The following is a 23830-nucleotide window of genomic DNA, read 5'->3' as shown; positions in this document are numbered from 1 at the left end:
GCAACAAACGATTAAAAACTTGATTACTTCGCGGGCTCGAAGGTCATGCAAATCGAATTGATGCAGTACCGCAGATCAGTGGGAGTCGGGTAACCTTCTCCCTCGAACACGTGCCCCAGATGGGATTCGCAGTTGGCACATAGCACCTCAACTCTGCGCATCCCCAGGGAGTTGTCTTCCCGTTCGATGATTCGATCGCCGGCAAGAGGGCTATAGAAAGCAGGCCAGCCACAGTGTGCCTGGAATTTAGCGTCGGCGCGGAACAGCTCGGCGCCGCAGGCGCGGCACGAATAGATACCCTCGGCGAAAGTGTCAGTGTATTCACCGGTGTGCGGAGCTTCAGTGCCCGCTTCGCGCAGCACCTGATATTCCGAAGGGGTGAGGCGCTGCCGCCATTGGTCGTCGCTAAGCAGCTTGAAGTCTGTCATGGTGGGTGCCTTTCTGTTCTGAAAGCGCCCATACTACCGCGCTCACAGAGATAACGATAAGGATCAACGCCCAACCAACAGTCGGTAGGAGGAATGTGAACCAGCGGCCGGTATCGATCCACTCGTCGGAGTTCCAGTTGTCAATGGTGAGAAAACCGTAGGCAGCCAGCCAGGCAAGGGGATTATGCATGGGGGAGCGTCGCAAGGTGGCAGTAAACAGCAGCGGGAACAGCAGCATGGAGTAGTACATCTGGCCTAGCGACGACAAGAAGAACACGCCCGCGAGGAGCAGCGACGCGGTACACACCATCCACAGCAACGGGTCACTGTAGCGGTATCGCAGCAGCGCGATAAGGCCAGCGATAATGATCAGGGCGAAAAGGAAAAACCAGAACTTTTCCTGCCACTGTGGCATCCCAAAGTAGAGGGCGATGCCGGGGAGGGAAGAGTTGGCGAAATCTCTGGTCAAGCCCAGGTAAGGCACGGTACGGGTGACATAGTCGCTTGCCTGTGGCACGATCGGCCAAGCGGCAGCATTGAATGCGATTGGGATGGCGAAAGCTGAGACAATTGTTTGCCAGTTCGCCTTAGCAAACGGCAAGAACAGCAGCGGGGCAAAGATAGGTTTGATCAGAATAGCCACGCCCAAAATCAGGCCTGCTGACCAGCGTCTATCGGATTTCAGCAGTGTTAAAAAGGACGCCAGAGCGAGTAATAGCAGGCCGTTGATGTTTGAAAAGACCAGGGTGTTTTGCACGGCCTCGGTGAGGTATGCCGCCACTACAGAAAACGGAAAGAGGGCGCTGCGTAGCGAGTACCCGAAGAGCCTGGTTATCATTCCCAGCGCAGCCACGATGGCTAGTGCATTGGCCAAGATGAAAATGGTGCGCGCGGTATCAAAGTCGGTTTGCAGCCCGAGCGGGGACAAGAACAAGGTCGCACCAGGGCTGTAAAGATAGTGGGGATCAACGAAATGATAGGTCTCGTTGTAGACCGAGACACCATCATGAAATCGGCGCAGCGCGTAGTACACGGTGGAAAAGTCATCCGTCACGTTGCCGTTGATGGCTAACACGAAGACCCGATGGATAATGAGCATCAGAGCAATCGGCCAGAGAGCGGCGTTTGCTAGCGCATCTATGGGGGTGCGACGACGGCGCAGCTCATCAGACACAGGCTCACCCGCAACCCAGATCTGCGCCATCCGGCTTTCAATCGCATTCATCACTTGATCACAGTAACTGCCGCCAATGGGATCGACGGTGAGCAACACTCATTTACGCACGCGATATCGCAGAAAAACGCAGCCGTCTTCGTCGGCGGCGTGGTGCTCTAGTTCCAATTTCTGAGTTACCTCGATACCCTGCAGTAGAGAAGCTTCATCACTCCACACGATCCACGGAGCGACCGTAACGTGGAGCTTATCGACGGACCCCTGGCTTAGCAACGCGCCAATAAGTTGTGGTCCGCCCTCAACGAGAATTCTACGAAACCCGAGTGAATGCAATTTGTCCAGAGCACTGGCAGAAAACTCGTGAATGCTTGCCCCTGCGGCCTGGAGAAGTCGGCCGTGCTCGGTCACACTTGTGTTTTCAGGTACAAGGATCAAGGGGGGCGTGGAAGTGTCGGTGAAGAACTGAGAATTCGGATCAATATCTAACGAGCGAGTCACTACACAGATTGGTGGAACAGGGCTTTGTCCGCGAAGGAGTCGCGTCTCCTTGTCACCCACATTTGTGCGCACTCCAAAGTAGTTTTCCGAAACTACGGTTTTCCTACCGACGAGAACACAATCCGACCATTGCCGCAAAGAATTCAATAGCTCGAAATCGAGTGGCGATCCTAATCCGTGCGAACGTCCGTTTAGCGATGCCTTGCCATTGATGCTGCTCACGCAGATTGCTCGCACCTCCGGCATCGTTGGAGCTAGAACGGGACCGATCAACGATGAGAGCGAAGAAGTGGGCATGAAAGTACCTTCGTAAGTGATAATGGACTATCGACATGCCATTGTAGTAGGTATGTCAGATCACACTCGAGGAGCTGGCGTGGCACAAACTGAAGTTGACTATGATTCGTACGCGTCGGAGATGCATGCGATCGTTGACGCACAACCAACGGATTGGGTTTCGGGATTTGCCACCTGGATCGTCGATAACGATATTGCGTTCTCCGACATGCTCAACTTGGCAGCGGGGGTATGTTGGTACGCCCGAAGCAAAAACAATAGCGCCGTGGACATCGTTCAGCGCCGGGAACTCACGAACGCTGAGCCAGGTTTGCGAGGGTTCACGATCATCTATTGCTATTTGCAATCTGCCCGATTCGATTTCGATTATCGCAAGATCCGTCAGGCAATTGGGATTCTCGACGAAGTTCCCAAAGAGTATCACGCAATTGTCAGTGCCTTTCGCCTCTTTGCCGACCTGGCCAAAGGGGAAAAAGTAAGGGTAGAGGACATCGAAAAGGTCATTGCTGAGAGTGATCATCCAAAAATTCTGCATTTGCTAATTCACGGAATGTGGCTGTCGCCGCTCGGCGCCTACGGCGACAAACTGGTTGATATTTCTACCCAACTGATTCGTCTAGATCCGAAGGACTCGAATGCTTGGATGCGCCGCGCTGAAGGTCATCGTAGACTCGGCGAATACGAAAAGGCCATCGATTCCATCGACACTGCGATTGCCGCCCTGCCTGCGAAAGAGGTCGTCATTCATGGCGACTATGTGCGCGAACGTGGCAACATTCTGACTCAAAAAAATTCACTCTATGTTCTAAACCAAAAGATGACCACCATGCGAGAAGAACTCGAAGCTCAAGGAGCACAGCAGATCGCACAAGTGGAGGCAATGATCGCCGCTCACACGAAAAGCCTTGAGGCTCAGTATCGTGACATGCTCTTTCGCATCATGGAAATCCTTGCCCTCTTCGTTTCGTTGATCGCGCTTCTAGCCGTGATTATCGGTTCCTCGATCGCGGGCGGGGTATCGGTACAAGGCAGGGTAGCCATCATCTTGTCCGGCTCCATTTTCGTCATCTTCTTTTTCATGATGGTGCACATTTTGGCGCGTCCGAAAGTACAAAAGGTTCAATTCGTCTCGCAGAAAGGATTGGAGAAGTGAACGGTGACTTAGGAGCGCCCGTCGAGTATGTGGCGGACGACCAGAAGATCGAAAAGGGGGCGCATGATGTAACCGACGTAGATTCCGCACGGGCGATGATAGATGAATTCATAAACCTTCGAATTGACGCTCTGCTTGCAACCAACGACCAACGCCCGTCACTTTTGCTTTCGGGTGGCATCGATTCGATTCTGATTGCTTCCTATCTTTCCGACAAGTCACCAGACGTATTAGCAGTTCACTTTTGCATCTCCGATGACTACGTCGGACGTAAAGAGCGAAGCATCGCGGCTGCAGTAGCAGAGGGACTCGGGATGGAGTTTGTTGTAGCGGAACCTACCTCAGAGGAATTTGGTTGTGTTGCTCAATCGGTAGCGCACGATTTGTCCTCGGCGGATGTGTGGGAAGTGTGCGCAGGTGCAGTTCTGCGGTGTTGCGACGACGTGGCGCGCAAACACGGTGCAAATGGCTTGATCTTCACTGGCGCTGGAGCTGATGCCTTGTTTTGCGGTGGTAAGACTCTCACTCCTGCTGAATGGGCCTCCACGGTTCAAGGGGAAATCGCGTCGCACTTTACCTACCACAGGAACATTCCTGACTTTTACTCCCGAATCCTGGCCGATCCTGAGCGACATGTACAGCTCTGGCAGTCTCACCGTGCTACACAGATCGCGCAGAAGTTGAACCCATACGTCGTGCGTGGCAAAGATTTTGGATGCGACAAGTGGTTGTTCCGAGAGATGGCGAAGCAGCGGGGGATTGCTCCAAGTTTTTGTTTCACGAACAAAGATCCTATGCAGTCTTCTTCAGGCGCGATTCGAGCATTGGAGTGTTCGGCCCGGCTCATGCTTTCCCGGGATAAATCACACATTGCGTATTCGGACCCACTCGAAGAATCATCGGAGAATATTATCGGGCGTCTGTGGCTCATGCTTGGACAGGGACAAAAGTAAAAGGTGGGTCCGCTGAAGCAGACCCACCATTCTTGAGCGGATGACGAGACTCGAACTCGCGACCCTCACCTTGGCAAGGTGATGCGCTACCAACTGCGCTACATCCGCATTACGTATTGGTTTTATCTGGTGCCCCGCCGGGCACCAGTGCGCGATACTGGGATTGAACCAGTGACCTCTTCCGTGTCAGGGAAGCGCTCTCCCGCTGAGCTAAACGCGCTAACGTGCGAGGTGGAAACGGGAATCGAACCCGTGTGCACGGTTTTGCAGACCGTTGCCTCACCACTCGGCCATTCCACCGTGGCAGGAAATTCCCGCCTCAGGTACTTAAAAAAGTACCAGAGCGGATGACGAGACTCGAACTCGCGACCCTCACCTTGGCAAGGTGATGCGCTACCAACTGCGCTACATCCGCATTCGCATTCATTTATTTCTGGCGCCATGCGTGGTGCCGGTGCGCGATACTGGGATTGAACCAGTGACCTCTTCCGTGTCAGGGAAGCGCTCTCCCGCTGAGCTAAACGCGCAGGATTGATTTCCGAAAAAATCAGAGCGGATGACGAGACTCGAACTCGCGACCCTCACCTTGGCAAGGTGATGCGCTACCAACTGCGCTACATCCGCATTGCACGAACAACAAAAGCTGTTGTTTGGTGCGAACACAAACATTAGCGCGTTTAGGCTTAAGTTAACAAATCTGCACTACAACGCCGGATTTTCGAACTTACGGTGATGTAATTTAGCAGCCAGTTGTACTCGGTTTACCCAATTTTAATTTTGACGAGTTCTGGTGCTACTGTATTGACCAGTTCCACATCAGGTCCCATGGCTCAGTGGAAGAGCGTTCCGTTCACACCGGAAAGGTCGCTGGTTCGATCCCAGCTGGGACCACAACACGCCCCGTTTTACCCCCTGGTAAAGCGGGGTTTTCGCATGTCAAGGCCTATTTGCCGTAAAGTGCGCCTTAGACAGTATTGGACGAAAATAACCGTTTGTGCCCACACATTGGGCACGAATGTGGGCACGAGGGCACGAGGGCACGACATGGCGAAAAAGAACGAAGTGAGCAGCTTTGGCAATATCCGCAAACTGCCAAGTGGCAAGTTTCAGGCTCGATACGTTGGACCGGATGGACTGCGCCATAAAGCACCAGAGACTTTTTATCTGATTGGTGATGCCCACCAGTGGCTCGAGGATGAGGAATACCTCATTCGTAAGGGGCACTGGACACCCCCGGCTGAGCGCATAGCAGCAGAGCAGGAGAAAAAAGACGATGAAGCTTTTACCGTTCGCGTCCTCATGGCTCGCTGGCTGGACGAGAAGGAGCGCGAAGGCCTTGCCGTCTCCACGATGGCTAAATATCGCGACCGCGTAGATCGCAGGATTACAGGCGATGGTGTTCCCGGCTCGTTCGCAGATCTCCCCGTGAAGGAGGTGACCGTGTCCAAGACGCGGATGTGGTGGGACCAGATCACGGACCAGTGGCCCGACAGTGGAGAGATGAACCGGAAGGCCTACCAGCATCTAAGAAGCGCATTCGCTGACCTCGTAGAGGACGAATTGATTCCAGCTAACCCAATCAGTGTCAAGGCTGGAAAACGGAAGGTGAAGCCCACCTATGAGAAGGATCTTCTCGACGTGAACGAGCTTGTAGCTCTCTACGGACAGGCTAGTGACCGTTACAAGCTCATGACAGCCTTAGTGTTCTTCCATGGCCTGAGAATAGGTGAAGCCATCGCGCTAAAGCGGAAACACATCCTCGTCACCCGCGACGAGAAGGGAGAAGTCACCAGTATTTCCGTCAAGGTTGAAGACAATTATCAGCGAATTGACGGCAAGATGGTTTCTATGGGCAAGACGAAGACACCAGCAGGAATGCGCACTGTGCCGGTTTTCAAGGCGTTCTATGCCGACATCATGAAGCATCTAGAGACCTTCACCGGACCAGATGATGACGATCTAGTCACCACGACGAGAAGCGGAAGCCCTGTTATGGATACGTCCTACCGATCCACGGTTAAGGCGATGAAGGATAAGGCAGAGATCAAGAAGCGGGTACATCCACACTCTGGCCGTCGATTCGTCACCACGGCACTATTGGAGCAAGGAGTGGAGCCTTCCGTGGTTGGCAAGATCATTGGCGACCGCGACCTAACAACGGTCCTCGAGGTCTACGCTCAAGTTCGCCCTGGACGTACTCAAGAGGTTATGAACAAGCTAGGGGAGACGATCACGCTATGACCCTGGACATCAAAACTCTGCGCAGAATCGCCCGGACAACCTACAGGTGCCCTCGCGGGTGCGTTGTCGGTTTTGTGGTGATGCTCGAAGTAGAAGGCACGCCCGGCGACAGTGTCCCGGCTCTAGCCTTCCATGACGGGCACGCCTGGCAGCTAGAGAGTGACCCGATAGTTCCGGTAGCTGTCTCGTGTGGGCACATCAAGGGCCTGTTGCCCTGGACTGACAGCGACCCTAAAAATGTGAATCTCAGCCAGGAGGACGTGAGGTCGATTGACCCTGACGGGCACCACATGCACCACGCGGAAGCAATAGCCGTTGAACCGATCACCCGCGAGACGTGGAACAAACTTTTCGGTAAGCCTTGACATTCTGTACAGCTCTGTCTAACTTGAGGGCATAACCCAATAGCTTCCCGGCCAAATGAGGCCAAAATATTTCAGCCAGTAGGACGGCTCACTTGAAGGAGTGAACTATGTCCACTGGCTTTTCTCATGCCGACACTGAGCCGTACGTAACCCTGCAAGATGCGTCGAAACATTTTGCCGTCTCAGATAAATTGCTTCGGCGGATGATTGCCCAAAAGCAAATTCCCGCATACCGAATTGGTGGCCGTTGTCGTGGCCCAATTCGTCTGAAGATCTCAGAAATTGAGTCCGCCATGTACCCGATGGGTGCAGCCATGTAATGCCATCGCGCGAAAACCGCCCCATAATCGACGCCAAATAATGTTACTAAAACGTTATCTTTGGCGTCGATTTTCCTATTTTTGGAGCGGTTGTGACCTGGGAAAACTTAGGCTTTACATTACTAATCAATGGCTGTCAATAGGGGGTATGGTACGATACACCCAGCAGTGATCTACAACACACCTAAGGAGGAAAAGTGACCAGTACAACAGTCAATAAAATGTTGACAAGTAAACAGGTATCGGGTCTGCTCAACGTCACGGAGCAGACGCTGTACTCATGGCGCAGAGATGGCAAGGGCCCCGCCCATGTCAAGCTAGAGGGCCAAGTTCGCTACAGGCTCTCAGCGGTACAAGCGTTTATAAATGGCACGGATGAAGTGATTTCCAATTTCGGAACGTACTTTGTCCCGCTCAATGACGGGAGCGGGGAGATCCAGTTCGTGGCGGGTCCGAAGGTCAAGGCCATTCGCGCGGAGCTGGGAGAGCATCGCAGCGCCTTGTGGGGTGATGCGATTGACATGCACGGCTTTGCTGAGATCTCGCTCGGGGGAGAAGATCCCGAAGAAGTCATTAAGGCGTACCGCGATTTTGAAAAGTTGCGCGAAACTGGCTGGGAGATCTACCCACAACATGACCAGTACGAGACCTACACCCTAGTTAAGGACATGTTCACAGCAGAGAAGAAGGAGAGTAAGAATGAAGTATTCAGCACAAGAAATTAGAGACCTCGTTGTCTCTAAGATGCACCGCGATGAGCTACGCGAAATTGCATCGCCACTAATTGCCGTGGACATGGCACAGGAGATCGTCAGCATCGATCTCGCAGCCTTCCGCGAGAAGGCAGGAGAAACCAACCTCCCCCATGAGGTAACCGATTTGTCATCGCGTCTCCGCTACGCCATGAAGGATGCCGGATTAGAACGTCGCGTTATCGAGCACCCTACCCACCCTGGCAGCACCATGATCTGCCAGGACTCCTGGGCATTTCCTGAGAGCTGGCTCGTTGAGAAGGTGGAGACCGTCACGACACTGGCTAAGGTCACGAAGGCCATCAAAGGCGCAGACGTGGAGCCGTCGCCATTGTGGGATAGCGCCCAACAGGTAGGCAGGACCCTAGAGCTGAGATTTACCGCGACTACCGATGCAGCAGATAAAAACCGGGTTGCTTCTCAAGTGGAGATCTTGAAGGCTCACGGCTTCCGCGTTGAGGTTGTCATGGAAGGCCATTACGACTCTCAGTCATTTTTCTCGAATATCGTCGCCGGGTACTCCGTCATGCCACCCAACGAAGGCATGGCACCGGCTGAGTCTGTTTGCGAATTGCTGCGTCGGTATGTCCACAATTGCCGATGGTGGGTTCACGGTATCGAAGAGCATGGCTATTGGCTGTTTAATTACGGTCACGGCTACAAGAGAATGCAGGCTGAACAGGAGAACTTGGAAGCCCTCGGATTCACTCTCGACTGGGACGAAGACGAAACAGGTATGCCATACGTCATGATCTACCCACCAGCAGGCGTGGTTAAGGCGGTGGCGTAGATGGACAATTTTGATTCTGGAAGCCTTGAGAAATACCTCGAGCGGGAGAGCGAGACAGGATTAGGACGCTACCTCGAGCAGGAGAGCGAGACAGGCCTAGCTAAGTACTTGCCACCCAAGATGACTGGGTGCTACGCAGACTCCTTAGAGGGCTAGACAGCACAACGCCCGGCGCGTTCTCTGGTCTGGGAGCGGGTGCGCCGGGCGTTGTGCTGAATTATTAAGCACGTCGAACCTCTGGGTAGAAGCTATGAACATGTTCATGAGCTTGCCGTTTTGGAAGCTCTGAGAAGATTCTAACACACCTAAAACCTAAAACGCCCTACACTTTAATTTAAAGGGGTGCAAGTCAATACCCCCGTCGTGGGGTGAAATTTCGGGAATTTGTGATATGGTTAATGAGAAACATCCAATCAACGAGAATAGGAGTATTAAGGATGAAGCAATATATTTCAGCAAACGTGCTGGAAGAAGCGACAGGAATCAAGGCCACCACGCTGGCTAACTGGCGCTCGCGAAAAATTGGCCCGCCGTTCGTCAAGATCGAAGGGGCCGTCCGGTATCCGGTCGATGAAGTAGAAGCCTGGATCAAGGCACAAAACCCTGAGCGGGTGGCGTAGTTGGTCAAAGTGTTCAATAAGACCGGCATGGTCGCCTACCTATACGAGCAACAAGAAGAGCCGTTGACTAGGTATCTGTACGACCTTGACGATGATCTCAACGAAGAACAACAGCAGGTGGCCTAAACGATGTCCACCAAGAGCAAAGCTCCCGGTTCACAACGCCGGGAGCTTCACACCAAAACGGAGGTTATCAACCACTACCATTTGAAGGAGTTCCCCTTGAGTCTACCATACGATGTGACCGCAGTCACTACCCATTTTAAGAACGGTCTCGCGCTGTTTCCACTACCAGCAGGCCAAAAGTTCCCGCCTGCTCAGGGCTGCACGGGCAACATCCCTAACCTGACGCTCGATGAGATTAAGAAGCTCTGGGATAACGCACCCGCTGGCTGCAATACCGGCGTGAGAGTGCAGCAGATCCCCGGAACTGAGCAAGAGGTAATAATCCTCGACGTTGACCAGTATGACGGCAAGCAAGGCTATGAGAGCTTCAAGCGGGTGTGTGGGGAGCTAGGTCTCGACGCTGACCAGATCCTCAACTCGACCATTCGGGTAACTCGCAGAGACTCCGATAATCCTTCCGGTCACTTTTACTTCACCGTGGTAGCAGGCCATAAGTTCCAGCGCTCCTGTGGCGCAGATGTTGACGTGATCCAAAAGGGTCACAGATACGGTATCGCGCCCGGCTCTGTCGTGGATGGCAAAGAATACAAGTGCTACCGGGGCACTAGCGACGAGGAAACCACCTTCTCACTAGATAAGGCGCAGGCTCTGCCTTCTGCCCTGTTTGACTATCTGGTCGCTGGTGTTGCTGGTGACCCTGAGCTTCCAACTGGGGAGTCCTACGGCACCAGCAAGGCGATGCAGTGGCTCACGGCTTCCGCTCCAGAGATTGACGGAGATCTCGGAGACATTTTCACCTCGGAGCTAACCGGCGATGAACCGAAGAAATTCTCCTCGGAGATCTGGCAGGACAACAACAGCCATGACGCGCTCTGCGCCGTGACACGCTGGGCTATTCGCCTGGCCGTGTTTGAAGGTGAGCCAGGCCTTAAGAAGGCTCTGGGCACCATTCGGAAGGCCTTCTTTGATCGCCCTAAGTCTCACCACGCAACGGAAGGCGAATTTCAGCGTGCCGTCACTGGTGAAGTGAATAAAGTTCGCGCAGAGATCGAGAAGGGGCGGAAGACTTATCTTGAGAAGACAGCCCTCCTGGAAGGTCTCGACTTCTCGACCATTGCAGGCGCAGAGCAGGCAGAGAAGGCCTTCTCGGAGCTGGTGGGTAAGTCCGTTGTCTGGCTGGACACTCTCTCCGTAGGTGACGCGCTGGCTGAGATCACGGCTCTCATGTCGCCGGATCTGATTTCCTCGGAAGGCTCGATCCTCAATATCCACACCCTCGAGGAGGTCTCGAAGGCTCACCTTAACTCGCAGATTAAGAATCGTGTGCGCCCATTGCTGGTGGAATTGCGTAGCAGGTTCGATGTCGATTCTGACAACCCTAAAGAGTCGTATATCGGAGAACAGGTTCGGAGAGCCATCCAACTAGCGGATGACGGCGCTAAGCGCAGTGCGCAGCTTATGCAGCTTGAGAGCGCCCTTATCGACGCTGGAAGAGAAGTTCCTCGGAGCCGGTTCAACTCGACCCCGGACATTATTGGGCTACCTGGCAGGCAATGCATTGATCTTAGGCTCTGTCTCGAGCACTACCGACGAACTGGGGAGGTTGACATCATCACGCGCCCGCTTGGGGGCAACGAGATTGAGACTCGTTACCTCAAGTTTGACGTGGCAGCAGGCAAGGCAGCATACGAGAAGCGACGCGCCCAACCAAAGAACAACCTCGTTGCCGGGGAGGAGTTCATGAAGGTGTTCGCGCCCGATGACCGCGATCAACAGCAGCTCTGGGATATTTTCTCGGAGGTGCTGACCAAAGACTCTCGCAATGCGGTTATGCCGTGGCTGTTTGGCTCTGGTGGCTCTGGTAAGTCCGGTTTCCTCGACATGATTACATCCTCGTTCAATGAAACGAGACTGGGGCTTGTAGACCATGATCTTTTCGGCAAGCTCAACAGTGGGCACCTGAGTTCTCGGACATCGGGCAACTCACACCAGCACTCCCTATTTGTCGAAGCTGGCAGGTTCGCAGTACGTCTGTCAGAGGTGGATAAGAACAGCGATGCAGCGGAAGCCGTGGTGAAACAGGTTCTCGGCGGTGGCGGTATCTCAGCTAAGGAGAACGGCACCAAAAGACAGGCAGTCTTCAACTCGACGTTGATAGGTGAGACGAACGAACCCCCAACATGGAACGGTGATTCCGGTATGCGTAGACGTATTTTCGCATTCTGGTGCGATGCCAGGGAGTCCGACATCCGCGCTTTTAGCCGTAAACATCATGGCTACGAATGGATGACGGATGATGACCAGCGTTACTGGGTTTTGCTACAGCTCATTGGTGGCTGGATACGTCGTGAGACTGGTGAGGTGGACATCTTCAACCGCGAGAATGATTCTCCGATGCTCAAGGAGGGTACGGAGCGTTTTTGGAGTGAAGCCGATCCGGTATGGCAGTTCGTCAAGGAGAACCTGGTGTTCTCGGAAGACTCGAGAGATTCCCTATCCATCGTGGAGATTGAGGTTCGCGCACGAGAATCTGGTCTACTGAGCCGTGGAGAGTCATTCGATAAGGCCACGCTCTCAGCTCTCAAGTACCACCTGACAGAGTTGGGATGTGAACATAAGCTCAAGGTTCCTCGCAATGGAAAGAATGCGACGGATCGCAGGACTAACCGTAGTGTTGGCTACCGCAATATCTCATGGCGTGATGAACCGGCGTTGTATCTGGTCGAATCTGCCTAACCCTTCCGCTCGTTTGATGGTCTCCTATGAGGTCACAACGAGCGGTTTTCTTTTGTGTCCATTGTTCCTGGTGTGTGTCGGCCTTATGTCGGCCTTTTTTCGGCCAAAGTGGACACACAAAAATTAGCTCTGACCTCGGGGGATGTCTGTGTGTGTCTACTGTGTCTACCTTTTTTAATAGATATAGATATATATATAAAGGGGGAGGTGGTGCATATGTACATACACTGTAGCGAGCGCACATCGCGAAAATGGTAGACACAGTAGACACATAGGGTCTGACCTGCGCAAACAGTGAAAAAGTCGGTGGACACATTACGGACACACGCTCGGACACACCCTCAAAAGCCGTCACCGTGACGATATTTACAGGCAGCGACACCAGCGCAGGAGCGCACCCCCGGTCTCGTCAAGGGGTGGCCGGGGATAGCCCCACCTGTCGGCACACGCGCCCCTCCGGTGCTGTACTTTTGGCTATTGAAGAAATTGGTAAAAATAGGCTTTTATATAGTAAATCGAACATTAACCGCGTTAAGAGTTGCTTAATTGATATGATGTGACGTACATCACATTGTCAATTTTGAAGGAGCAGACATGACACGCGGGAGAAAAGCAAAAGTTGGAGGTCTCAGACCAGACCAGCGGAAGCCAAGCAAACAATTAGACCCCAAGAAGAACGAGCACAACGAGATCCCGGAATTGCCACCCGCTGACCAGTTCCTCGGAGTGGGGAGAACGTGGCCTGAGCCGGTCAAGGCGTGGTGGCGCGATATTTTCCGGTCTCCCATGTCCTCGGAATGGGTTAGCTCGGACGTTCACGGCCTGTACAACGCAGCACGTTTTCTCGCGGAAGCCATCAACCCGAATAACAAGATCTCGGAGAGATTGAAGTGCTCGCAGGCCTGGGAGAAGTCGCTCGTATCGTTCGGTCTCACCCCAACAGCTCGCGAAGGCCTGAGATGGCAAATCTCACAGGGTGAGATGGCAGAGCGTAGAACTCGCGAATTGAGAAGCGCCCCAACCTCAACTGTGACCACTGAGCGGGTGCCTGGCAGTAGTGACCAGATCCTCACCCTGTATAGCCAGATCCACGGCTGAGCGCCTAACAGCTCGGAGGGGTCTAGTAGGTCGCCTGACGATCTTTAACGCCTTAGACAGGCTCGTTTTTCACGGTTTTGCCCAAAAACAGGGTCTGAGCTGGGCAAACATCGCCGGCGAATTGTAAAACCGCAGGTCAACGCATGTTTTCAGATTGTCCGGTAAAATGGATCTCACCAGCGCGGATGTCGGGGGTAAAAATGTAGTCGTGGGCACGCATGAGGGCACGGCGAAAAAGTAGTTAATGTGAAGCCTGGCATGACCTGGCTAAACAGGTCTAGTGGGTGGTTTCCAGCTGGGACCACAACAGACGAGGAAGTTCATTCAAGAGCTTCCTCGTTTTGCTATTTTGTTCGCCATTTTCCAAGGGGTAATGACTAAATCTGGGGTTTTAAGTTACGCATGGCCCCGGGGGTAGACTGGAATCGATCTTGGGAACTAAACATCAAACGCCTCCGACTACTACCCAGACCGCAACCGCTTAGATGTGAATCAAAGCGGGAAGTTCACGTATGTAAGGAGGGGGCGAGCAAAGGATGAATGTGAAACAATTCGCATCCAGGCTTGTCGCCAGCACCATGATCCTCCTTACTACCGTGGTCGGCGGTGCAACGCCTGCTCTGGCGCATGATGTTGTCATGCGGTCGATTCCGGCTGATGGCAGTACTGTGCAGCAGGCCCCAACCCAATTGGAGCTGGAGTTTTCGGGTATACCGAAGGACACCTTCAATACGGTCGCACTCAGCAACCAGGACACTGGCAAAGTGTTATTTTCTTCTGATCCTGTTCTTCAAGATCAGATCATCCGCGTCGACATACCAGCAGATCTGAAGTTGGAGCCGGGCAAATACAAAATCGGTTTCCAGATCACTTCATCTGATGGACATGCAACGCGCGGTATGACCACTTTTACGTTGGCAGGGGATACCGCCCAGAAGTCGTCAACGTCGGAAGAAATGGTTGCTAGCTCGTCTGAAGCTCCGTATTCAAATGAGACCTTTCTCTACTGGGTGATCGGCGGCCTAGTGGCCTTTGTCGTCATCGTTGTGGGAATCGTTCTTGTACTTTCACAAAGGAAGAAGAAATCATGAACGCATCTTTTAAGAAGATCAGCACCATCGCAGTTGCAGCATTGACTGCAGCCTCCCTCACGGCGTGCGCTAACTCCCAGAAGGACTCGGAGTCCAAGGTTGAGACAGCGACGAGCGTCGAGAAGCAAGCTACCTCTGCGACCAAGGCAGCAGCGGACCAGCAGGGCGATGTGGCATTTGTTGATACTTTTGTGAAGGCAAAGCCTGCTGACAAAGACATGACCGGCATCTTCGGCAATCTGAAGAACAATACCAAGGAAGACATCAAGATCGAGTCTTTCACCACCGACACCAACGCGGGTAAGTACGAGATCCACGAGGTTGTCAACGGTGTCATGCAGCTCAAGCCTGGCGGAATCACCATTCCAGCCGGTGGCGAGTACCTGCTCAAGCCAGGTGGCGACCACCTCATGATCATGGACATCAATGACCCAATCGAGGCTGGATCCAAGGTCAAGGTCACGCTGAACTTCTCCAATGGCGACTCCGTCACCGTCGACTCTGAGGTTCGTACCATCGCCTCCGGCATGGAAAACTATGGTGCCAATGGCGGCGTCATGGGCGACAGTGGCATGACCTCTGCACCAGCAATGCACTAACACTATGAGCAACAAACGACTTACTCGCCGAGGGTTCCTCACCGCCTCAGCCACCACGGTGGCCGGCGGTGTCGCCGTGTCTTGTGCTGCCCCAAACAAGGCAGGGACTTCAGCAGAACCCGCCGAAATCCAGCTCGCCAGCATGGTTCACGACTTTGATGGGGAGCACCAAGCGGGCGTATCGACGCCCGGACAAGCGCTACTCAACATGGTCGCCTTTACTGTGCGTCCCGGCGTCGACCGCGCGGGAATCATCCGCTTGATGAAGGTCTGGACAGACGACGCCCGTCGCCTGTGTTCGGGTCAAACCCCGCTTGGTGATCTTGAACCCGAACTGACCGTCGCTCCATCGAATATGACCATCACGTGTGGTTTCGGTGCCCGACTTTTCGAGATTATCGGTGAGGAGGTCCCGGAGTGGGTCACTCCGATTAAGCCGTACAAGCGAGACAAGCTCGATGATCGGTGGGGAGCTGCCGATCTTGTCTTGCAGATCTGTTGCGATGACCCGGTTGCGCTGTCCCATGCCACGCGCCAAATGGTGCGCGGCGGTATCGATTACGTGTCCACACGGTGGATGCAACAGGGCTTCTTGCATGCGTACGGTGCCACGGAGAAGGGACAGACCCCTCGAAATCTGTTCGGGCAGATCGATGGAACGGTCAATCCACGAACCGAAATGCAGCTGAACCGGCAGGTATGGATCGATCAAGGTCCGGAGTGGGCACACGGTGGCACCGTGATGGTGGTTCGCCGCATCAAGATGAACCTGGACGAGTGGGAAATCTTGGACCGCGAGTCCCGGGAAATCGTAATGGGTCGTCGCTTGGATAACGGCGCACCACTCACCGGCAAGGAAGAGTTTGATGCTGCTGATTTTGCAGCGACAGACGACTTCGGGCTGCCAGTGATCGATAAGCAAAGCCATATGGCTCGCGCTGTAGCACCGGTTGAACACCCGGAGCAAGCTTTGCGACGTCGTTCGTACAACTACGACCACCCGGTCGAGCCCGGTTCGGAACAAACTGCGAATGCGGGCCTGGTGTTCGTATGCTTCCAACAAAACCCGAAGCTGCAGTTTGAACCGATTCAGGAGCGCTTGGATGAGTCCGATCGCCTGAATCAGTGGATCGAACACATCGGTTCCGCAGTGTTCTTCATCCCGCCTGGAACCACGGCGGGGCAGTATTGGGGTGCTGGCCTGCTGGAGAAGTAGGGGAGCGAGTAGGATTTGTCCATACAGTTTCGTTTCCCGCCATTAGCGTGGGAAACGGCTGGGACAATTCCATTTGGCTGACGGCCAGGTATGCCGTCAGCTACGAGCGCATAAGGAGCGCCTACACCGTGACCACCATGACTTCTTTCCAGGTACCAGCAGGAGTAGCTGTGGGTGCCGCAATGCGGGACCTCGAGTTACCTAATAAAGGCGAAGACGCGATCGTTGCCGCAAAGGATACTTCTGGCGCAATCAAGGACCTGTCTTTTGTCCCAGCAGAGGACTCCGAATTCACTCCAGTCTCAGCAAACACCGAAGATGGTCGCGGTGTTATTCGCCACTCCTGCGCCCACGTCCTGGCGCAGGCTGTGCAACAGCTCTTCCCAGGTACCAAGCTTGGCATTGGCCCGGCTATCGAGGGTGGCTTTTATTACGACTTTGATGTCAAGGAGCCATTCACGCCGGAAGATCTGAAGAACATCGAAAAAGCGATGAAGAAGATCATCAAGTCCGGCCAGAAGTTTGAGCGCAAGGCCTATGCTTCCGTCGAAGAAGCTCGCCTCGAGTACGCCAACGAGCCGTTCAAGATGGAGCTTATCGACGACAAAGGCAACGTTGACCCGGACTCTGACGAAGCCATGGAAGTTGGCTCTGGCGAACTGACCGCCTACTCCAACGTCAACCCACGTTCCGGTGAAGTTGAGTGGTACGACCTCTGCCGTGGACCACACGTTCCAACCACCAAGTACATTCCTGCGTTTGCGTTGACCCGATCTTCCGCGGCCTACTGGCGTGGTGACCAGTCCAAGGCTGGCCTTCAGCGTATCTATGGCACGGCCTGGGAATCTAAGGAAGCCCTCGATGAGTATCAGACGATGCTCGCTGAGGCCGAGAAGCGCGATCACCGTCGCCTTGGCTCGGAACTTGACCTGTTCAGCTTCCCAGATGAAATCGGCTCCGGTTTCCCAGTGTTCCACCCTAATGGCGGCATTATTCGCCTGGAGATGGAAGAACACTCCCGTCGCCGCCACATCGCCTCGGGCTACTCCTTTGTCAACACGCCTCATATCACGAAGGGTGATTTGTTCCAAAAGTCTGGTCACCTGGACTTTTACGCGGACGGCATGTTCCCTCCGATGCAGCTGGATGGCGAGTTCGATGAACACGGCAACTGCACCAAGCAGGCGCAGGACTACTACGCCAAGCCAATGAACTGCCCAATGCACAACCTGATCTTCGCCTCCCGAGGCCGTTCCTACCGTGAACTCCCACTGCGACTGTTCGAGTTCGGTACCGTCTACCGCTACGAAAAGTCCGGCGTGATCCACGGTCTTACCCGCGCGCGTGGCTTTACCCAAGACGATGCCCACATCTACTGCACCGAAGATCAGCTGGAAACTGAACTCACCTCGGTGCTGGAGTTCATTATTTCGTTGCTGAAGGACTATGGTCTGGACGACTTCTACCTCGAGCTTTCCACTAAGGACCCCAATAAGTTCGTCGGCTCCGATGAGATCTGGGAGAAGTCGACCGAAATCCTAGAGCGCGTTGCCACCAAGTCTGGCCTGGAGCTTGTGCCAGACCCAGCGGGCGCCGCCTTCTATGGCCCGAAGATTTCGGTTCAGGCCCGCGACGCTATTGGGCGTACCTGGCAGATGTCTACGGTTCAGCTCGACTTCAACTTGCCAGAGCGCTTCAACCTGGAATACACCGCTCCGGATGGCACTAAGCAGCGCCCAATCATGATTCACCGCGCGTTGTTCGGTTCTATCGAACGATTCTTCGGCGTGCTGCTCGAGCACTACGCTGGCGCTTTCCCAGCTTGGTTGGCTCCGCACCAAGTGGTCGCGATTCCTGTGGCAGGCGACTTTGCGCCTCACCTGGAAGAGGTATGCACCAAGCTGCGTGAGAAGGGTATCCGTGCAAATGTGGATACCTCGGATGACCGCATGCAGAAGAAGATCCGCAACCACACCCAGGCGCGCGTTCCGTTCATGCTGCTCGCTGGCGCTCGCGACGTGGAGCAGAACGCCGTGAGCTTCCGGTTCCTCGACGGTACCCAGATCAATGGTGTGCCAGTCGATGAGGCCGCTACCCTGATCGAGACGTGGATCCGCGATCGCATCAATGATCAGCCAACTGAGGAGAATCTCGGTGTCCGCCGATAACTTCGTCGACACCGGTATTGGTGGCGAAGATCGATTGCAGCGCCTGTGGGCGCCGTATCGAATGAACTACATCGCCACCAAGCCTCGCACCGAAAAGAAGTCGGACCCCTTCGTTCAGATTCCCACTCTGCCGGATGAGGAAGGCCTCATCGTGGCACGTGGCGAGTTGGTTTACTGCCTGCTTAATCTGTTCCCGTATAACTCGGGCCATTGCATGGTGGTTCCATATCGTAAGGTGGCCAACCTGGAAGACCTTACCCTTGAGGAATCAGCGGAGCTGATGTTGTTTGCCCAGTCAGTGGTCAAGGTCATCAAGTCAGTCTCGAATCCGGATGCCTTCAATGTCGGATTCAACCTAGGTCGGGCTTCCGGTGGATCAATCGGCGATCACCTTCATCTTCACGTGGTGCCACGTTGGTCCGGAGATGCTAATTTCATGACTGTCCTGGGCGAAACTAAGGTGCTGCCACAGTTGTTGCGTGATACCCGCAAGATTCTCGCAGCGGAGTGGGCGCAGCGCGACGATCTACCAGGAACAGCACGCCCCTAGCAGGCGGAATAGGATTGAGGACGACAACGTGTTGAGTGTGCGTGGGCGGCGCCCGGCTGCCGTGGTAGTCGAACCAGTGGCCAAAGCGTGCCTCAGGCTCGGGCTGACCCCCAACATCGTGACCGTCATCGGTACCGTTATTGCCTGCGGTATCATTCTGATCCTCGTTCCGCTGGGGGAGCTCTTCTGGGCTGCGGTGCTGTCGGCACTGTTCACGGCCTTCGATCTCGTCGATGGCACCATGGCTCGGCTCCGAGGCGGAGGCACAAGCTTCGGTGCCACCCTCGACGCAACCTGCGACCGCATCACTGACGGTGTGCTCTTTTCGGTCATCACATGGTGGCTGATCTATCGCTACGATGCCAATGTTTGGCTCGTCGGAGCGGCATTTTCGGTTTTGGTCTCGTCTCAGGTGATCAGCTACGTCAAGGCTCGCGCGGAGGCCAGCGGGATCAGCGTGGTCGGTGGCCTCGTCGAGCGTGCTGAGCGGCTGATCCTTGGCCTCCTTGGTCTTGGATTAACCGGACTCGGCGTCCCTTTCGCAATTGACACTGCCATCTGGATTCTCGCAGTCGGCTCCGTGTTGACAGTCATTCAACGCTTGGTGATGGCGGCCCGGAATGAGCGCGCCAACGATCCCATCGCTCCGCCCCCGGGAGCGGAGCCTGCGCGCCCATGAAACTCATCGATGCGCTACGAAGCAAAGATCCTGCGGCGATCGGATATATCGCCGCTTGGAAAATCGTAGGGCTCTTGCCGACACCCATGGCACGCTGGCTGTTTGAAACCGCCGGTGCACGGGTCGCCCGCAAAGAGGGCGCAACGCGTTATCTGCGGCTCAATCTGGCTAGGGCCGTCGGCAAGCCTGCCTCAGATGTGTTGGTCGAACAAGCCATGCGCTCATATGCCCGCTATTGGGCGGAAGCTTTTCGCCTGCCGGTGCTTAGCCGTCATGACTTGGGGGAGCGCCTCGATCCGCATGTCACCGGGCGCGAGCACCTGGATGCCTCACTGTCCAAGGGCAAGGGCGTGGTCTTGACACTGCCGCATTCTGGGAATTGGGACATGGCTGGTGTCTGGCTTGTGCACCACGCAGGTAGCTTTACGACGGTCGCGGAACGCCTACGCCCAGACGTGCTCTTTGAGGCTTTCGTCGAGTTTCGTGAGGAGCTGGGCTTTGGCGTCCTGGCTCACGCGGGTGCGGAACCTCCCTTCGAGCGCCTCCAAAAGGTGCTGCTGGACGGTGGCATCGTCTGTCTGTTGGGAGAACGCGACCTGAAGGGGAAAGGGGTGCCGGTGAAGTTCTTCGGCGAGGACACGACCTTTCCTGCTGGCCCAGCACAGCTGGCGCTCACCACGGGTGCAGCCCTGCATACTGTGGACTCGCACTTCACACCTAACGGTTGGGGTTTTGCTATCTCGCCGCCACTCGACGTTGATGATTTGGGCTCAACGGTCCAGCGGATTGCCCGCAATTTCGAGGCGAGTATTGCTGCCCATCCGGAGGATTGGCATATGCTACAACCAGTATGGTTGGCAGATCGACGTAGCCGGAAGTAACTGGTTGTGGGGGAAGGGAGGCGGCATGCGGATTGGGATCGTGTGCCCCTATTCCTTTGACCAACCCGGTGGCGTGCAGGCGCACATCCTGGACCTTGCTGAGTACCTTCGCGGTCAGGGGCATTTTGTCCAGGTTATAGGTCCGGCCAGCAATGACATTGACCTTCCCGGCTATGTCGTTAAGGGCGGGCCTTCAGTCGCGGTGCCCTATAACGGGTCTGTGGCCCGTCTTGCTTTAGGACCGCGGGTGTCCCGGCAGCTGAAGCAATTCATAGCTGAGGGCCAGTTTGATGTGCTCCACATCCACGAACCCAATGCTCCAAGCTATTCACTACAAGCTATGGCGCTGGCGCAGGGGCCAATTGTGGCGACGTACCACGCCAGCGCGTCGGAGTCGCTCGTGCTTCGGGTTGCCGCAGCGGGGCTGCGTCCCATGTTGGAAAAGATTCGGGGCGGCATCGCGGTGTCCGAAATGGCCCGGCGCTGGCAAGTGGAGCAACTTGGCGGCGATCCGGTGCTGATTCCGAATGGGGTAGACACCCAGCTGTTCGCGACCACGAAGCCACGCCGTAATGATCCCTTGGAGGTGGTGTTCCTCGGCAGGATCGATGAGCCCCGAAAAGGACTCGACATTTTGCTTGATGCCCTCCAGGAGGTGAATGCGCCGTGTCATGTGACAGTCATGGGCGGAGGTACACCAAGGGACATCTCGGGGGTGAGTTTCGTCGGTCGAGTTTCTGAGGCGGAGAAAGTGGCATACTTGCAGGCTGCCGACATTTACGTCGCCCCCAATACCGGCGGAGAGAGCTTCGGCATCGTGCTTGTGGAGGCGATGGCGGCTGGCGCAGTTGTGGTGGCTTCGGACATTGAGGCGTTCCGACACGTCCTGCAAACCCACACTGACGAACCCGCAGGCATGGTATTTCGCAATGAGGATGCTCACGATCTCGCTAGGGCCCTGACCTTGGCGCTCACCGATTCTGAGCTGCGCACGAGGCTGCGTGAGCGAGGGCTTCAGCGGGCCGCCGTGTATGACTGGGCCCGAGTAGGAGCCGACATCCTGCGGGTCTATGAAACAGTTGCCGATGGCACCATCGTGCATGTCAAGGAGAAGCGTCGATGAATCTGGCACTGGTTGCGGTGGTTGCGGTCGTCGTTACGCTTGCGCTCTCGTGGGCCTACTTCACAGCGCAGCGCCTGAACCGCCTGCATATCCGCGTTGATGCCTCACTGCAAAACTTGGCAGCCGCGCTTGATCGCCGGGCCGCGCTCATCGAGGCGCTAGACCCCGGGGCAGCCAGTCAGGCCAAAGCCGCGCATGGTATCCCCCTCGAGCCGGCGCTTTTCGACGACCGGGCCGCCGCCGAACGGCAGATGATGGAAGCGTGTACCTCGACACACCCGTCGATCGTCGACGCCAGCGCCCGAGTTGAACTCGCCCATCGCTTCTACAACGAGGCGGTCAGTGACACCAGATCCTTACGCATCAGGCCCCTGGTGCGCACGTTTCGGCTCGGCGGCACCGCCAAGCTGCCGGTCTACTTCGAGTTGCGGACCTCCGGGCTTTGAGGGGGAGATGTTCCCTCGAGTCACTCAAGCGTTTAACATAGGGGGAGTCGAAAAATTTTGACCAAAGAATTAAGAGGAGGCACCACCGCCGTGACAAATATGGAACCCGCACAGGGCACCGCGCGCGTGAAGCGCGGACTGGCTGAAATGTTGAAGGGTGGCGTCATCATGGATGTCGTAACCCCAGAGCAGGCAAAGATCGCTGAAGACGCTGGTGCCACTGCAGTTATGGCGCTGGAGCGTGTCCCTGCCGACATTCGTGCCCAGGGCGGTATTTCTCGCATGTCCGACCCGGATATGATCGAGGGCATCATTAGCGCCGTGTCCATCCCAGTGATGGCTAAGGCCCGCATCGGCCACTTCGTGGAGGCCCAGGTCCTGCAGTCTCTCGGCGTTGACTTCATCGATGAGTCTGAGGTGCTGTCTCCGGCCGATTACACCAACCACATTGATAAGTTCGACTTCACCGTGCCGTTCGTGTGTGGTGCGACCAACTTGGGCGAGGCACTGCGTCGCATCAACGAAGGCGCTGCCATGATTCGTTCTAAGGGCGAGGCAGGCACTGGCGATGTGTCTAACGCCGTTACCCACATGCGCACCATCCGCGCCGAGATCAACCGTCTCAAGTCCATGGCTGCAGACGAGCTCTATGTCGCAGCCAAGGAGCTGCAGGCACCATACGAGCTGGTCTGCGAAGTAGCCCGTGCAGGTAAGCTCCCGGTCGTGTTGTTCACCGCAGGTGGCATTGCGACCCCTGCTGACGCTGCAATGATGATGCAGCTTGGTGCTGAAGGCGTTTTTGTGGGCTCCGGTATCTTCAAGTCCGGCAACCCTGAGGCTCGCGCGAAGGCCATCGTTCAGGCAACTCAGAACTTTGATGATCCTGACACCATCGCTCGTGTGTCCCGCGGATTGGGCGAGGCAATGGTTGGCATCAACGTTGATGACGAGCCGGTTCCACACCGACTCTCCGAACGCGGTTGGTAATAAATAGCAAGAAGGCCCCTTCGGGGGCCTTTTTTCGTTGTCCGGCTACTTCTTCAGCGCCTCCAGCGGAGACCCAAGGGACAGCAGTATCGCGAAGACAATCGACACCGCCACCAAGATAATGATGGCGGCGAGCAGGGGACGACGCACCACCAGAGCCAGACAGTGCTCAAGGAAGCCGTGGGGCTGTTCGCTGGAGTTGGCAAAGCGCCATGGGCCGTCGAGAAGCCCTGCTTTCTCGGTATTGCGCTCGAATGGCAAAGTGGCAAACGGAATGACCGTTGAAATCAGACCGGCGACGAAACGCGGCAGGGACCAGCGATTGTTGATCCAGAGCAAGATAGTGATGGCGCCGTAGGTAAGGAATGTGAAGCCGTGGATCGGGCCGGCGATCCGAACGCCCAGTGGCGTGACTGAGGAATACTTGAGGATAGTTCCCAGGATCAATAAGGCCCAGGTGATCATTTCGGCGGTTGCAATGGTGGAATAGAGACGGCGTGGTGTCATAATTGGACACACTAGCAATCATCGCGATGGGG

Annotated in this window: 24 protein-coding genes and 7 tRNA genes; 21 read left to right on the top strand and 10 right to left on the bottom strand. The window is 55.3% G+C overall.

Going from position 1 to position 23830, the window contains the following annotated elements; genetic code table 11:
• Window positions 1-23 precede the first annotated feature (23 nt).
• The 3 genes from msrB to CKALI_RS06470 are packed head-to-tail and all read right to left on the bottom strand — an operon-like array spanning window position 24 to window position 2397.
• Window positions 24-428 carry a peptide-methionine (R)-S-oxide reductase MsrB gene (msrB, locus tag CKALI_RS06480; RefSeq protein WP_156192519.1) on the bottom strand — a complete coding sequence of 135 codons (405 nt, stop codon included), beginning with the start codon at window positions 426-428 and terminating at the stop codon, window positions 24-26.
• On the bottom strand, window positions 406-1653 hold the full coding sequence (locus tag CKALI_RS06475) for a glycosyltransferase family 87 protein (RefSeq protein ID WP_231580561.1): 1248 nt from the start codon (window positions 1651-1653) through the stop codon (window positions 406-408). Before CKALI_RS06475 ends, msrB begins: the two co-directional genes overlap by 23 nt.
• 48 nt (window positions 1654-1701) lie before the next feature.
• Complete coding sequence (locus tag CKALI_RS06470; RefSeq protein ID WP_156192518.1) at window positions 1702-2397, bottom strand: pyrimidine reductase family protein; 696 nt, start codon at window positions 2395-2397, stop codon at window positions 1702-1704.
• A gap of 79 nt (window positions 2398-2476) precedes the next feature.
• Between CKALI_RS06470 and CKALI_RS06465 the strand changes: the two genes are divergently transcribed.
• The gene (locus CKALI_RS06465; protein WP_156192517.1) at window positions 2477-3550 is read left to right on the top strand and encodes a hypothetical protein; all 1074 of its coding nucleotides are present in this window, start codon (window positions 2477-2479) and stop codon (window positions 3548-3550) included.
• Window positions 3551-3579: 29 nt separating this feature from the next.
• Window positions 3580-4503: an asparagine synthase-related protein gene (locus CKALI_RS06460; protein ID WP_156192516.1), complete on the top strand. Its 924-nt coding sequence runs from the start codon at window positions 3580-3582 to the stop codon at window positions 4501-4503.
• A 35-nt stretch (window positions 4504-4538) separates the two neighbouring features.
• On the opposite strand, the gene CKALI_RS06455 is transcribed toward CKALI_RS06460, so the two are convergent.
• The 6 genes from CKALI_RS06455 to CKALI_RS06430 form a co-directional block, all read right to left on the bottom strand.
• Window positions 4539-4611: transfer RNA gene (locus CKALI_RS06455), tRNA-Gly, on the bottom strand.
• A 40-nt stretch (window positions 4612-4651) separates the two neighbouring features.
• Window positions 4652-4723: transfer RNA gene (locus tag CKALI_RS06450), tRNA-Val, on the bottom strand.
• Between the two features lie 9 nt (window positions 4724-4732).
• Window positions 4733-4803 (bottom strand) — tRNA-Cys (locus tag CKALI_RS06445).
• A gap of 42 nt (window positions 4804-4845) precedes the next feature.
• Window positions 4846-4918 (bottom strand) — tRNA-Gly (locus CKALI_RS06440).
• A gap of 40 nt (window positions 4919-4958) precedes the next feature.
• Window positions 4959-5030 (bottom strand) — tRNA-Val (locus CKALI_RS06435).
• Between the two features lie 24 nt (window positions 5031-5054).
• Window positions 5055-5127 (bottom strand) — tRNA-Gly (locus tag CKALI_RS06430).
• A gap of 195 nt (window positions 5128-5322) precedes the next feature.
• On the opposite strand from CKALI_RS06430, the gene CKALI_RS06425 reads away from it, so the two are divergent.
• The 19 genes from CKALI_RS06425 (at window position 5323) to pdxS (ending at window position 23291) form a co-directional block, all read left to right on the top strand.
• A tRNA-Val gene (locus tag CKALI_RS06425) sits at window positions 5323-5394 on the top strand.
• A 153-nt stretch (window positions 5395-5547) separates the two neighbouring features.
• On the top strand, window positions 5548-6744 hold the full coding sequence (locus CKALI_RS06420) for a site-specific integrase (protein ID WP_197079648.1): 1197 nt from the start codon (window positions 5548-5550) through the stop codon (window positions 6742-6744).
• Entirely contained in the window at window positions 6741-7109 is a 369-nt protein-coding gene (locus tag CKALI_RS06415; protein ID WP_156192514.1) for a hypothetical protein, read from the top strand. Before CKALI_RS06420 ends, CKALI_RS06415 begins: the two co-directional genes overlap by 4 nt.
• Before the next feature lie 107 nt (window positions 7110-7216).
• Window positions 7217-7429: a helix-turn-helix domain-containing protein gene (locus CKALI_RS06410; RefSeq protein ID WP_156192513.1), complete on the top strand. Its 213-nt coding sequence runs from the start codon at window positions 7217-7219 to the stop codon at window positions 7427-7429.
• Window positions 7430-7650: 221 nt separating this feature from the next.
• Window positions 7651-8154 carry a helix-turn-helix transcriptional regulator gene (locus CKALI_RS06405; protein ID WP_156192512.1) on the top strand — a complete coding sequence of 168 codons (504 nt, stop codon included), beginning with the start codon at window positions 7651-7653 and terminating at the stop codon, window positions 8152-8154.
• Window positions 8129-8971 (top strand): hypothetical protein, encoded by an 843-nt coding sequence (locus CKALI_RS06400; RefSeq protein WP_156192511.1) that lies wholly within the window; start codon window positions 8129-8131, stop codon window positions 8969-8971. Before CKALI_RS06405 ends, CKALI_RS06400 begins: the two co-directional genes overlap by 26 nt.
• Before the next feature lie 437 nt (window positions 8972-9408).
• Window positions 9409-9591, top strand: a complete 183-nt coding sequence (locus tag CKALI_RS06395) for a helix-turn-helix transcriptional regulator (RefSeq protein ID WP_156192510.1) — start codon at window positions 9409-9411, stop codon at window positions 9589-9591.
• Window positions 9592-9813: 222 nt separating this feature from the next.
• Entirely contained in the window at window positions 9814-12453 is a 2640-nt protein-coding gene (locus CKALI_RS06390; protein WP_197079646.1) for a bifunctional DNA primase/polymerase, read from the top strand.
• 594 nt (window positions 12454-13047) lie between these two features.
• Window positions 13048-13551 carry a phage terminase small subunit gene (locus CKALI_RS06385; RefSeq protein WP_156192508.1) on the top strand — a complete coding sequence of 168 codons (504 nt, stop codon included), beginning with the start codon at window positions 13048-13050 and terminating at the stop codon, window positions 13549-13551.
• Window positions 13552-14093: 542 nt separating this feature from the next.
• A complete protein-coding gene (locus tag CKALI_RS06380) occupies window positions 14094-14642 on the top strand; it encodes a copper resistance CopC family protein (protein WP_197079645.1) in 549 nt (182 codons plus the stop codon).
• On the top strand, window positions 14639-15241 hold the full coding sequence (locus CKALI_RS06375) for a copper chaperone PCu(A)C (protein ID WP_156192506.1): 603 nt from the start codon (window positions 14639-14641) through the stop codon (window positions 15239-15241). The genes CKALI_RS06380 and CKALI_RS06375 overlap by 4 nt, the downstream gene beginning before the upstream one ends.
• A gap of 4 nt (window positions 15242-15245) precedes the next feature.
• A complete protein-coding gene (locus tag CKALI_RS06370) occupies window positions 15246-16457 on the top strand; it encodes a Dyp-type peroxidase (protein WP_156192505.1) in 1212 nt (403 codons plus the stop codon).
• A gap of 137 nt (window positions 16458-16594) precedes the next feature.
• Complete coding sequence (thrS, locus tag CKALI_RS06365) at window positions 16595-18625, top strand: threonine--tRNA ligase (RefSeq protein WP_156193684.1); 2031 nt, start codon at window positions 16595-16597, stop codon at window positions 18623-18625.
• On the top strand, window positions 18585-19175 hold the full coding sequence (locus CKALI_RS06360) for an HIT family protein (protein WP_156192504.1): 591 nt from the start codon (window positions 18585-18587) through the stop codon (window positions 19173-19175). Before thrS ends, CKALI_RS06360 begins: the two co-directional genes overlap by 41 nt.
• A 28-nt stretch (window positions 19176-19203) precedes the next feature.
• Window positions 19204-19854, top strand: coding sequence for a phosphatidylinositol phosphate synthase (gene pgsA / locus CKALI_RS06355; protein ID WP_156192503.1), 651 nt, complete (start codon window positions 19204-19206; stop codon window positions 19852-19854).
• Window positions 19851-20735 carry a phosphatidylinositol mannoside acyltransferase gene (locus tag CKALI_RS06350; protein ID WP_156192502.1) on the top strand — a complete coding sequence of 295 codons (885 nt, stop codon included), beginning with the start codon at window positions 19851-19853 and terminating at the stop codon, window positions 20733-20735. Before pgsA ends, CKALI_RS06350 begins: the two co-directional genes overlap by 4 nt.
• 25 nt (window positions 20736-20760) lie before the next feature.
• Window positions 20761-21858: a glycosyltransferase family 4 protein gene (locus CKALI_RS06345; RefSeq protein WP_156192501.1), complete on the top strand. Its 1098-nt coding sequence runs from the start codon at window positions 20761-20763 to the stop codon at window positions 21856-21858.
• A complete protein-coding gene (locus CKALI_RS06340) occupies window positions 21855-22304 on the top strand; it encodes a hypothetical protein (RefSeq protein WP_407643741.1) in 450 nt (149 codons plus the stop codon). The genes CKALI_RS06345 and CKALI_RS06340 overlap by 4 nt, the downstream gene beginning before the upstream one ends.
• A gap of 99 nt (window positions 22305-22403) precedes the next feature.
• Window positions 22404-23291: a pyridoxal 5'-phosphate synthase lyase subunit PdxS gene (gene pdxS / locus CKALI_RS06335; protein WP_156193682.1), complete on the top strand. Its 888-nt coding sequence runs from the start codon at window positions 22404-22406 to the stop codon at window positions 23289-23291.
• 45 nt (window positions 23292-23336) lie between these two features.
• Here the strand turns inward: pdxS and CKALI_RS06330 are convergent, their stop codons facing one another.
• On the bottom strand, window positions 23337-23798 hold the full coding sequence (locus CKALI_RS06330) for a DUF3817 domain-containing protein (RefSeq protein ID WP_156192500.1): 462 nt from the start codon (window positions 23796-23798) through the stop codon (window positions 23337-23339).
• Window positions 23799-23830 lie beyond the last annotated feature (32 nt).

Origin of the sequence: Corynebacterium kalinowskii, from assembly GCF_009734385.1 — a bacterium.
GTDB lineage: Bacteria > Actinomycetota > Actinomycetes > Mycobacteriales > Mycobacteriaceae > Corynebacterium > Corynebacterium kalinowskii.
The sequence above is the reverse complement of the archived record's forward strand: the minus strand, read 5'-3'. Positions and strand labels throughout refer to the sequence as shown.